At 65.7% G+C, this 12319-nt stretch carries 8 protein-coding genes and 1 pseudogene; all 9 read left to right on the forward strand.

Features of this window, described 5'->3' with window-relative positions; genetic code table 11:
- Position 1: 1 nt before the first annotated feature.
- Complete coding sequence (locus tag A2Z13_10980; protein ID OGP79908.1) at positions 2–2584, forward strand: DNA mismatch repair protein MutS; 2583 nt, start codon at positions 2–4, stop codon at positions 2582–2584.
- The gene (locus A2Z13_10985; protein OGP79909.1) at positions 2581–3771 is read left to right on the forward strand and encodes a hypothetical protein; all 1191 of its coding nucleotides are present in this window, start codon (positions 2581–2583) and stop codon (positions 3769–3771) included. Before A2Z13_10980 ends, A2Z13_10985 begins: the two co-directional genes overlap by 4 nt.
- The gene (locus A2Z13_10990) at positions 3758–6454 is read left to right on the forward strand and encodes a [protein-PII] uridylyltransferase (GenBank protein OGP79910.1); all 2697 of its coding nucleotides are present in this window, start codon (positions 3758–3760) and stop codon (positions 6452–6454) included. Before A2Z13_10985 ends, A2Z13_10990 begins: the two co-directional genes overlap by 14 nt.
- Before the next feature lie 10 nt (positions 6455–6464).
- A complete protein-coding gene (locus A2Z13_10995; GenBank protein OGP79911.1) occupies positions 6465–7001 on the forward strand; it encodes a hypothetical protein in 537 nt (178 codons plus the stop codon).
- Between the two features lie 17 nt (positions 7002–7018).
- Complete coding sequence (locus A2Z13_11000; protein ID OGP79914.1) at positions 7019–7909, forward strand: site-specific tyrosine recombinase XerD; 891 nt, start codon at positions 7019–7021, stop codon at positions 7907–7909.
- A 139-nt stretch (positions 7910–8048) separates the two neighbouring features.
- Positions 8049–8714 (forward strand): fumarate reductase, encoded by a 666-nt coding sequence (locus A2Z13_11005; protein OGP79912.1) that lies wholly within the window; start codon positions 8049–8051, stop codon positions 8712–8714.
- A 10-nt stretch (positions 8715–8724) separates the two neighbouring features.
- The gene (gene sdhA, locus A2Z13_11010; GenBank protein OGP79913.1) at positions 8725–10638 is read left to right on the forward strand and encodes a succinate dehydrogenase flavoprotein subunit; all 1914 of its coding nucleotides are present in this window, start codon (positions 8725–8727) and stop codon (positions 10636–10638) included.
- A gap of 26 nt (positions 10639–10664) precedes the next feature.
- Positions 10665–11402 (forward strand): succinate dehydrogenase, encoded by a 738-nt coding sequence (locus A2Z13_11015; GenBank protein OGP79915.1) that lies wholly within the window; start codon positions 10665–10667, stop codon positions 11400–11402.
- A gap of 207 nt (positions 11403–11609) precedes the next feature.
- Positions 11610–12319, forward strand: a pseudogene (locus A2Z13_11020) (polya polymerase).

The following is a 12319-nucleotide window of genomic DNA, read 5'->3' on the forward strand; positions in this document are numbered from 1 at the left end:
GATGCAGCTCACACCCGCCATGCGGCAGTACGTGGAGATCAAGTCCCGCTACCGGGATTGCATCCTGTTCTTCCGCATGGGCGACTTCTACGAGATGTTCTTCGAGGACGCCATCCGCGCCTCGCGCCTCCTGGCCATCGCGCTGACCAGCCGGGACAAGGAATCGAACATCCCGATGTGCGGGATCCCGGTTCACGCCCGCAACGCCTATCTCTCCAAGCTCATCCGGCAGGGGTGCAAGGTGGCGATCTGCGAGCAGATCGAGGAGCCGGGCGGCAAGGGGCTGTTCCGCAGGGAGGTCACCGAGGTCGTGACGCCCGGCCTGGTGTTCCACGACGAATGCCTCGACGCGCGGGGGAACAATTTCCTGGCGGCCGTCCGGTTCCTCCCGCCGTTCGCCTACGCCGCCCTCGACGCGACGACGGGCGAGTTCTTCTACGAGGCGTGCGACACCGAAGGAGCGCTTGCGGACGCGCTCTTCCGGCTGGCGCCCGCGGAGTTCGTCTCGCTTGCGGGCGAAGGGGAATCGCCCGCGGACCGGTTCCGGCGGATCCTCGAAGGGAAGCTCCACTCCTCCCTGTCCGCCGAAGCGGTGGAGGGGTTCACCCCGCCGGCGGAGCCGGCGGGGTTGCCGGGTCGGGAGCACCCGGCCCATGGCGTGGTTCGGGCGGCCCTGTATTATCTCCACCTGCACCAGCCGGCGGCCCTTGCCGAAATCGCCCGCGTGCAGGAGCGGGAGGGGCGGCGCTACCTCGCCATGGACGAGACGGCGGTCCGGACGCTGGAGATCTTCTCCACCCTGTCGGGGGAGCGGCGGGGGAGCCTGTTATGGGCGATCGACCGCACGTGCACGCCGATGGGGGCAAGGCTTTTGAGGGCGTGGCTGTCCGCGCCCCTGGTCGACCCCGCAAGGATCGGGGAGCGGCACGATGCCGTCGCCGAGCTGGTGGAGGCGCAGCCCGTCCGGCAGGGGCTTGCCCGCCGCCTCGCCGGGATGGCGGACCTCTCCCGCCTGGCCTCCCGGCTCGCCCAGGATCGCTCGGGTCCCCGCGACATCGCCGCCATGGCCGAGGCGCTGAAGCTGTTGCCGGAGGTGCGGTCGGGGCTTTCCGCCGCGAACTCCCCGCTTCTGATGCAGGCAAGGGAGAAGGTGGGCGACCACTCCGCCGCCGTGGGGAAGATCGCCGTTGCCTTGCGCGACGAGCTTCCCGCAGGATTCAAGGAAGGCAGGATCCTCCGGGAGGGGTTCGACCCCCGCGTCGACGAGCTCGCGCACCTGTTGACCCATGGAAAGAACATGCTCGCGGAAATGGAGGAACGCGAGCGGCAGCGCACGGGGATTTCGAACCTCAAGGTCCGCTACAATCGCGTGTTCGGCTATTTCATCGAGATCTCGAGGTCCCATCTCGACAGGGTCCCCGACGACTACATCCGCAAACAGACGCTGGTCAACGCCGAGCGGTTCATCACCCCGGAGCTGAAAGACTTCGAGGCGAGGGTGCTGCGGGCGGAGGAAGAGCGCAACGCCCGGGAGGAGGAGCTGTTCCTTGCCTTGCGGGAGGAGCTGAAGGCCTTCCTGCCGGAGATCGTACGCGCGGCGGAAGGCGTGGCCGAAATCGACGTCCTGCTCTCGTTCGCCGAGCTGGCCGCCTCCGAGGGGTACGAGCGGCCCGTCGTCAACGCCGGCCGGGACATCGTCATCGAGAACGGCAGGCACCCCGTCGTCGAGAAGATCCTGGGGCGCCACGCCTTCGTCCCCAACGACTGCCGGCTCTTCCCCGATGGGTGCCAGATGGTCATCCTCACCGGCCCCAACATGGCCGGCAAGTCCACCTATATCCGGCAGGTCGCGCTGATCGTTCTCCTGGCGCACATGGGATCGTTCGTCCCCGCCGAGAAGGCGGAGATCGGAGTCGTCGACCGGATCTTCACGCGGATCGGGGCCTCCGACGACATCTCGCGGGGCGAGAGCACCTTCATGGTCGAAATGCGGGAGACGGTGCGGATCCTTTCCGGGCTCACCCTCCGCACGCTGGTCGTGCTGGACGAGGTGGGTCGCGGGACGAGCACCTTCGACGGGTTGAGCATCGCCTGGGCCGTCGCCGAGCACCTGCACGATTCTCCCCACCGGCCCAAGGTGCTGTTCGCCACCCATTTCCACGAGCTCACCGACATCGTGCAAACGTCCCCCCGGGCGAAGAACTTCCACGTGGCCGTCCGGGAGTGGCAAGGGGACATCATCTTCCTGCGCCGGATCGACCCGGGGAGCGCCAGCAAGTCCTACGGGATCCAGGTCGCCCGCCTGGCCGGGATCCCGGAGGGCGTGGTCGCCCGCGCCCGAGATATTTTGAAAAACCTCGAATCCGCCGAGTATAATGAGTACGGGCTGCCCAATATCGCCGGTCCGGGCGCCGCGAAAGAGCTGGCCGCCGCGCAGATGGAGCTTTTCGGCGGGAGACGCACCTCGGAAGAGGAGGCCGTCCTCGAGGAGATCCGCAGGACGGAACCGGAACGGCTTTCTCCACTGGACGCGCTCCTTCGCCTCGCGGAGTGGAAAGAGAGGATACTGAAGGGAAGACCGTGAGCCCCCTCACGCCATATTTCCGGGCGGCCGTCCTGGCCGCGTTCCTCCTGTCGCTGCCCCAACTGTCGCTTCCCTCCCCGCGCCCCGCCACGGTTTCCGGCATCCGGTTCTGGACCAACGAGGAGTACACGCGCGTCGCCATCGATCTGGAGGACGAGGCGCCGTACGAGGCGAACTTCCTCCGCGCCGACCCGGAGCGAAACCTCCCGCCTCGGATCTTCATCGATCTCCAGGGAGCCGACATCCGGAAGGAGATCCTCAAGACGCCCGTCCAGGTGCGCAACGGCCTGCTCAAGGTCGTCCGCGCCGGCCGGTTCCGGAAAGGGGTCGTCCGCGTAGTGGTCGACCTGGAGAGGGAGAGCAGCTACCGGGTCTTCACGATGACGGATCCCTTCCGCGTCATCATCGATATCGACGGGAAGACGGAAACCGCGGCTCCCGCCGGATCCGCGGCGCCGCGGGAAACCCCGGAACCGAGGCCCGCCCCCTCGCGGGGGAAGATCCGCGTGATGCTGGACCCGGGGCACGGCGGCAAGGATCCCGGCGCGATCGGGCCGACCGGCCTGAGGGAGAAGGACGTCGTCCTGGCGATCGGCCGGAGGGTCCGGGATCTCCTGCGGCGGGACGGGGCCTACGAGGTGAAGATGACGCGGGACAGCGACGTGTTCATCCCCCTCGAGGAGCGCACCGCGATGGCCAACGAAGCGCGGTCCGACCTCTTCGTCTCGCTGCACATCAATGCCAGTCCGAACCGCAAGGCGGAAGGGATATCGACGTACGTGCTGAGCCGCGCGAGCAGCGACCGCCACTCCCTCGAGCTGGCGGCACGCGAAAACGGCGTCCCCGTGGCGAAGCTCTCGGCGGTCAAGTTCATCATCGACGACCTGTCCACCTACGGCCGGAAGAAGGAATCCCTGAGGCTCGCGAAGACCGTCAACGACGCCATCGTGAAGAACGTGAACGGCCGGTTCGGCAAGGTGGCCGACCTGGGGCTGAAGCAGGCGCCCTTCTATGTCCTGGTGGGGGCACGGATGACGGCGGTGCTCGTCGAGGCCTCGTTCATCACGAACCGGCGGGAAGAGGCCCGCCTGTACGACCCCGAATACCTGGCGACCATCGCCGACAGCGTGGTCGAGGCGATCCGCTACTACGGGGAAAAAGGCGCGCTGGCCCATGCGGGCCTGTGAGAGAGCCGCCATGACCTTGCCCGTCTTCATGCTCCCGCCTGCGCAGGAAGGGCTGTCCGACCGCGAGTTCCTCGATTACCTGAGAGCGTATCTTTCGGGGACACTCTCCGTTCTGCACGAGGAGCAGCGGTTCGCAAAGTGCAACGGGGTCGACGCCTGCCGGTGTTATTCGGAGGCCATGGACGTCGTTCTGCGGGCCCTGCACGAACGGGGGCGGCAGCGGTTCTTGTCCGTCACGCCGGACCTCGAGTACCGCATGGCGGTCGTCGCGGTCGGGGGGTACGGCCGGAAGGAGCTGTGCCCGAAATCCGACATCGACCTTCTGTTCCTTCACCCCCGCAAGCTGGACCGCTACGTCGAGGCATTGACCGAATGGATGCTCTATCCGCTCTGGGACCTGGGCCTGGAGGTGGGGCACAGCGTGCGCAACGTCAAGGAGACGGTCCGTATGGCCGCGGCCGACGATTCGATCCGGACCGCGCTGTTGGACTACCGGTTCATCGCCGGGGACGAACCGTTCTTCGGCGACGCCGAGAAAGAGATCGAGAAATTCCTCTTCTATTCGGACGCCGACAAGTTCATCGAGAAGAAGATCAGGGAAATGCGGAACCGGCACGCGAAGTTCGGCTCCACGGTGTACGTCCTCGAGCCCAACGTCAAGGAGGGCAGGGGAGGCTTGAGGGACCTGCACACCGCCATCTGGACGGCGCGCATCAAGTACAAATGCCGCACCCTCCTCGACCTGCGGAACAAGGGGGTCGTCGGCTCCAACACGATCCGGGCCATCCACCACGGCCTGTCCTACCTGTTGCGCGTCCGCAACGAGCTGCACATCCTCACGGGGAAGAAGACCGACGTCCTGACCTTCGAGGTCCAGGAACAGATGGCCGACCTCTTCCGCTACCGGACCTTCGGCGAGCACTACGGGGTGGAGCGGTTCATGCGGGCGTACTACATGCACGCCGCTTCCGTCGCCCACCTCGCCGACGAGCTCCTGGAAGAGGTGGACCGGTTCCTGCCGGAGGGGGGACGCAAGCCCTTCTTCTCGATCCACAGGAAGACGATGGCGGGGGCCGGGATCCTCTACCGGGGGAAGCTGAGCCTCAAGGACAGCTCCTCCTTCCACAAGGACCCGGTGAGCATTCTCGAATTCTTCCGGACGATGCAGAAAACCCATTCGGTCCTCTCCGTCGAGGCGAAGAAGCAGATCCAGCGGGCGCTTCCTGCGGCCGGACAGGAGTTCCGGGAGGACCCCCGGGCCGGAAGGCTTTTCCTGGAGATCCTCTCCGACCCGCACTGGGTGAGGGAAACCTTGCTGGCCATGAACGAGTGCCGGTTCCTGGGGCGCTACTTTTCGGAGTTCGCCCCCCTGTACAGCAAGGTGCAGCGGGACATCTACCACGTCTACACCGTGGACATCCATTCCATCCGCGCGGCGAGCGTCCTTTCCGGGCTGGAAAACGCGGACCGGCGCACGAAGGAGGAAGAGGAGTTCCTGAAGATCTACCGGTCGGTCTCCCGCAAGGACCTGCTCAACCTCGCGATTCTCCTGCACGACATCGGGAAGGGGAAGGGGCAGGGGCATTCGCGGATCGGCGCGGAGATCGTGGGGAGAATCGGCCCCCGGATGGGGCTTTCCGAGTCGGAAGTCGCGGACCTCGTGTTCCTCGTCGAGAACCACCTCCTGATGGCGCACACCTCCCAGCGCCGGGACCTGCACGACATCGAACTCGTCCTGTCGTTCACGGAGGTGGTGACGACCCAGCCGCGGCTGGACCAGCTTTACCTGCTCACCTACGCCGACCTGCGCGAGGTAGGGCCGGAAGTGTGGACGCAGTGGAAGGCAATGCTCCTGGCCGAGCTCTACGACAAGGCGAAGAACATCCTGGAGACCGGGAAGCTCAAGCGGGTGTACGAGGAGCGCCCCCTGCAGCGCCGCCAGCAGGTGCGGGAGTGGCTCTCGGCGTTCTCCCGGGCGGAGGTCGACCGGTACCTCTCCCGGTTCGACGACCGCTACTTCCTGGGGACGCCGGACGGCCGGTTTTCCGATCACCTTCGACTCCTTTCCGGGTTCGACGGGACCGCGCCGCGGGTCGAGGCGGTCGATTACCCGGAATCCGGCGCCTCGGAGCTGAACATCGTCTGGAAGGACCAGCGGGGGCTTTTCGCCAAGATCGCCGGGACGCTGTCGGTCAACGGGATCAACATCCTGAACGCAACGATCGCCACATCGGTCGACGGGGTCGCACTCGATACGTTCTACGTGAACTACCTGGGGAAAAGTCTTGAAGGCGACGACAAGAAGGAGCGGGTGCTCCAGGACCTTTCCGCCGTCCTGCGCGGAGAGACCACGGTGGAGCAGCTCGTGGCCGAGCGCAAGATCGCCCGGTTCGTGCGGGAAAAAGTATCCAGGTACCGCCCGACGAAGGTGGTCTTCGACAATTCGGTCTCCTCGCGCTACACCGTCGTGGACATCTTCACCTACGACCGCATCGGCCTCCTGTACGACATCACCCGGACACTGACGGGAATGGGGATCGACATCGCCCTCTCGAAGATCTCCACGAAGGCCGACCAGGTCGCCGACGTTTTCTATCTGACGGACCGGGGCCTCGGCAAAATCACGGACGAGGGCCGGCTGGAGGAAATCCGCGCCGCGCTCCTCGAAGCGATCGGGGAGTGAGGGGGCGAAGGTGAAGGTGGGGATCCTCTCCGACTCGCACGACAACCGGGGCAGCGCCGTGGACATCCTTTCCGTCTTCCTGCGGGAGCACGTGGAGACGGTCCTCCATTTGGGCGACGTCTGCTCCCCCCTGGTCCTGGAGCCGTTCCGCGCCTGCGGGATCCCGCTCCTGGGAGTCTTCGGGAACAACGACGTCAACCGGGTGGGGCTGAAGGCGGTTTCGGGGAACCGGTTTCACCGGGGGCCTTATCTCTGCGAGATCGGGGGGCGCAAGATCCTCATGTCCCATGCGTTCGACGAACTCCAGGGAGAGATCGGCGATGGGGGGAAATTCGACCTCATCCTCTTCGGGCACACGCACCGGCCGCTGACGATGCGCGTGGGCAGGGCCCTGGTCATCAACCCCGGCGAGGCGTGCGGGTTCGTGAGCGGCAGGCCCACCTGCGCGGTGATCGACCTGGAGACGGTTACGGCCCGCATCCTGGACTCCGCGGCGGACGACGACAAGGGGGAGGTCCAGGTCCCCGGCGCGGCCGGCCGCAGGTGAAGGCCTCCTTGCAGCCCATGGACACGGACGCCCTCGTGGACGCGTTCCTCGTGGAGCTGCGGACGGGGCGGCGGCTCTCCCCGAACACGCTGGAGGCGTACGCCTTCGACCTTCGCCGGTTCTCGACGTTCCTCTCCGGCGGTTCCATCTCCCTGAAGGAATTTTCCCGCGTCCACCACCTGAAGTTCCTCGCGGCGCTCCGGGAGGAGGGGCTCTCCGCGCGCAGCATCGCGCGGCACGTCTCCTCGCTGCGGTCGTTCTTCCGGTTCCTGGAGCGCGAAGGGTTTCTCCCGGCAAGCCCCGTTTCCGCGGCGCGGGGCCCCCGCATCGGCCGCCCCCTCCCGAAATACCTGACCGTGACCGAGGTGGAGAGTCTCCTTTCGGCGCCGGACCGCGCCACGCCGGAGGGGATGCGCGACCGCGCGATGCTCATGCTCCTGTACGCGGCGGGGCTGCGCGCCTCGGAGCTCGTCACGCTGCGGATGGAGAACGTGGACGCCAACGCCGGCTTTTTGCGCGTGCTCGGCAAGGGCGGGAAGGAGCGCGTCGTCCCCGTGGCGGAGGCGGCCCTTGCGGCGCTGCGCGAGTATGGGAAGGACGGGCGGCCGAAGTTCCTGAGGGAAAAGGCGACCAACGCGCTGTTTTTAAGCCGCCTCGGGCGGCCGATCACCCGCCAGACGCTGTGGAACCGGATCGCGAAGTGGGCGCGGGCGGCGGGGATCCGGATCAAGATCTCGCCCCACACCCTGCGCCACTCCTTCGCGGGCCACCTGCTGGCGGGCGGGGCGGACCTGCGGGCCGTGCAGACGATGCTGGGGCACGCCGACATCTCGACGACGCAGATCTACACCCACGTGACGCCGGAGCGGCTCCGGGAGGTCCACCGGAAACACCACCCCAGGGGATAGGGAATTTTCCGCAAAAAATAATCCTCGATTCTTTATTGCGATTCGTGTCGGACGGCGATATAAAGAAAAGCGGAACGGCGTGTATGCAGAATACAATCTTCGCCTCGAGAAGAAAAATCCATGGAGAAGGGGTAGTGTCATGGGATTCATGACGAACAGCGTAGGGCGGAAGGTACTGATGGGGGTCACCGGCTTCTTCATGCTCTTCTTCGTCACCGTGCACCTGCTGGGGAACTCCACGATCTTCATCGGCCCGGGGGCGCTCAACACGTACGCCGAGAAGCTCCACAGCCTGGGCCCGCTGGTCTGGATCTTCCGCGGCTTCATGTTCCTCATGCTCGCGATCCACGTCTGGTTCGGCATCCAGTTGACGCTGGAGAACAGCGCGGCGAACCCGGAGAAGTACGCCGTCAGCAAGAAGCTCAAGGCGACCTTCGCCGGAGAGACGATGATCTGGACGGGAGTCCTGCTCCTCTCCTTCCTCGTCTACCATCTCCTGCAGTTCACGGTCCGGGTCACGCCGGACATCCTGCCGGATGCGGTCGCCAACCGCCCGGGCGACGTCTACAAGATGGTGCTCACCAGTTTCCGGGTCACCCCGATCTCCCTGATCTACGTGGCCGCCATGGTGACCCTGTTTCTCCACTTGAGCCATGGAATCCAGAGCATCTTCCAGACCGTGGGGTGCAGCAACGACAAGACGCTTCCGAAGGTAACGATGTTGGGCAACCTGATCAGCGTGCTCTTCCTGGTGGGGTACAGCGCCATCCCGGTTCTCATCCTCGCCGGCATTTTGACCAAATAGGGGGTCCCCTGTGATACTCGACGGAAAATGCCCGACAGGACCGATCGAAAAGACGTGGGACAAGCACCGCTTCGAGATGAAGCTGGTGAATCCCGCGAACAAGCGCAAGTACAAGATCCTCGTGGTCGGCACCGGCCTCGCGGGGGCATCCGCCGCCGCGTCCCTCGGCGAGCTGGGCTACAACGTGGAGGCGTTCTGCTACCAGGACAGCCCCCGGCGCGCCCACTCCATCGCGGCGCAGGGGGGGATCAACGCCGGCAAGAACTACCCCAATGACAACGACAGCATCTACCGGCTCTTCTACGACACGATCAAGGGGGGCGACTTCCGCGCCCGCGAGGCGGACGTGTGGCGCCTGGCCCAGGTGAGCAACAACATCATCGACCAGTGCGTCGCCCAAGGCGTCCCCTTCGCCCGCGACTACGCCGGCTACCTGGACAACCGCTCCTTCGGCGGCGCCCAGGTGTCCCGGACCTTCTACGCCAGGGGGCAGACCGGGCAGCAGCTGCTGCTGGGCGCCTATTCGGCCCTCTCCCGCCAGGTCAAGCTGGGAACGGTCAAGATGTTTCCCCGCACCGAGATGCTCGACCTCGTGGTGGTCGACGGAGAGGCCAAGGGGATCACGGTCCGCGATCTCGTCACCGGCGAGGTCCGCGTCCACGTGGGCGACGCGGTCTGCCTGTGCACGGGCGGCTACGTGAATGTCTTCTACCTCTCCACGATGGCGATGGGGGCAAGCGTCACCGCCATCTGGAAGGCCCACAAGAAGGGGGCGTTCTTCGCCAATCCCTGCTACACCCAGATCCATCCCACCTGCATCCCGCAGTCGGGCGACTACCAGTCGAAGCTGACCCTCATGTCCGAGTCGCTCCGCAACGACGGCCGGATCTGGGTGCCCAAGAAACAGGGCGAGAAACGGGGCCCCAACGAGATCCCCGAGGAGGAGAGGGATTACTACCTCGAGCGGAAGTACCCGAGCTTCGGGAACCTGGCCCCCCGCGACATCGCCTCCCGCGCCGCGAAGGAGCAGTGCGACGACAAGCGCGGCGTGGGGCCCGGCGGGCGCGGAGTCTACCTCGACTTCGCCGACTCGATCAAGCGCCTGGGCGAGGACACGATCCGAGTGCGGTACGGTAACCTCTTCGAGATGTACGAGCGGATCACCGACGAGAACGGCTACAAGGTGCCGATGCGCATCTACCCGGCCCCCCACTATTCCATGGGCGGCCTGTGGGTCGACTATAATGCCATGAGCAATCTCCCCGGCCTGTTCGTCCTGGGCGAGGCGAACTTCTCGGTCCACGGGGCGAACCGGCTCGGCGCGAGCGCCCTGATGCAGGGGCTGGCCGACGGATACTTCGTCATTCCCTACACGATCGCCCACTACCTGGCGCAGACCAAGCCCGGGAAGGTGAAGCCGGATCACGCCGAGTGCAAGAAGTCGATCGAGGACGTCAAGGCCTACAGCAAGAAGCTCCTTTCGATCAACGGAAAGCGGACGGTCACCGAGTTGATGCGGGAGCTGGGCACCCTGATGTGGAACAACGTGGGGATGGCCCGCAGCAAGGAGAGCCTCTCCGAGGCGATCGCGAAGATCCCGGGGATCCGGGAGGAGTTCTGGCAAAACGTGAAGATCACCGGCAACGGCGCGGAGGTCAACCAGCAGCTGGAGAACGCGGGGCGCACGGCGGACTTTCTCGAGTTCGCCGAGCTTCTCTGCCGAGACGCCCTTCACCGCAACGAGTCGTGCGGCGGCCACTTCCGCGTGGAATACCAGTTCGAGGACGGCGAAGCCAAGCGCGACGACGAAAACTTCTGCTATTCGGCCGCCTGGGAGTTCAAGGGAATCGGCAAGGAGCCCGAGCTCCACAAGGAGCCGCTGAAATTCGAGCACGTCCATCTCGCGGTAAGGAGCTATAAATAATGAGCGGACACAGCGAGCACAAGACAATGACCCTCAAGCTGATCGTCTGGCGGCAGGCCGCACCGGGCAAGCCCGGCCGCTTCGAAACCTACACCGCGAAAAACATCACCGAGCACCACTCCTTCCTCGAGATGCTGGACGTGGTGAACGAAGACCTCATCAAGGAGGGGAAACCGCCGATCGTCTTCGACCACGACTGCCGGGAGGGGATCTGCGGGGTCTGCTCGCAGGTCATCAACGGCGTCCCCCACGGCGGGCAGGAGCGGACCACCGTCTGCCAGCTCCACATGCGCAAATTCAAGGACGGGGACACGATCTACATCGAGCCGTGGCGGGCCCGGGCGTTCCCCATCCTCAAGGACCTGATGGTGGACCGGGGCGCCCTCGACAAGATCATCCAGGCGGGGGGATACATCTCCGCGCACACCGGGGGGGCCCCCGACGCCAACGCGATCCCCGTCCCCAGGCCCAACGCGGAGTATTCGATGGACGCCGCCGAGTGCATCGGCTGCGGGGCCTGCGTGGCGGGCTGCCCGAACGGCGCCGCGATGCTCTTCACGGGGGCCAAGGTCTCCCAGTTCGCCGCCCTGCCGCAGGGGCAGGTGGAGGCGGCCGAGCGGGTCGCCAACATGCTCCAGGCGATGCAGGATTGCGGGTTCGGCAACTGCACGAACCACTACGAGTGCCAGGCGGCGTGCCCGAAGGGGATCGACGTCAAGTTCATCGCCCGGCTCAACCGGGAGTACCTCAAGGCCCTGTTCTAGGTCGGGACGGGAAGATCCGGCGGAGTCGTCGCAGGAGGGGGGCGCAGTGAGGTAAAGCGCAGCCGTGCAGGTTCACCGCACGGCGAGCCACGAACGGAGTCCCCCTCCGAGGCGACGCAGCCGAAGGGTGAGTCTCGGCGGATTCGGGTTTAACGGGAAGGGCAGGGACGGGAACGTTCCTGCCCTTTTCTGTATACTTGGAAGGAAATGGAAGTCATCACCACCCACGTCAACGCCGACTTCGACACCATCGCCTCGATGGTGGCGGCCCACAAGCTCTACCCCGAAGCCGTCCTCGTCCTGCCGGGGTCCCAGGAAGAGACGGTCAAGGGATTCCTCATCCAGTCGGCCTTCTACGCCCTGGAGGTTCGCAAGGCGCGGGAGATCGACCTCGCCAAGGTCACGCGGGTGATCCTGGTCGACATCCGCAACTCCGCCCGGATCGGCGTCTTCCGGGAGGTGGTGAACCGGCCCGGGGTGGACCTCCACATCTACGACCACCACCCGGACGAGGAGGCGGACCTTCACGGAAGCGTCGAGGTGATCCGCCCCGCCGGGTCCACGACGACGATCCTCGTGGGAATCCTGAAAGACCGCGGGATCCCCATCACGGCGGACGAGGCCACCGTCATGATGCTGGGGATCTACGAGGACACCGGCTCGCTCATCTTCCCCTCGACGACCGTATCCGACTACCAGGCGGCGGCGCATCTGTTGTCCTGCGGCGCGAACCTGGGGGCCGTCTCGGACATCCTCGCCAAGGACCTCACCTCCGAGCAGATCTCGCTGCTCTACGACCTCATCCAGGGATCGAAGTCCTACACCATTCACGGCGTGGAGCTGGTGATCGCGGAGGCGCGGCGGGAGGAGTATGTCGGGGACCTGGCGGTCCTCGTCCACAAGCTGCGCGACATGGA

Source organism: Deltaproteobacteria bacterium RBG_16_64_85, assembly GCA_001798885.1.
Classification (GTDB): domain Bacteria; phylum Desulfobacterota; class Deferrimicrobia; order Deferrimicrobiales; family Deferrimicrobiaceae; genus FEB-35.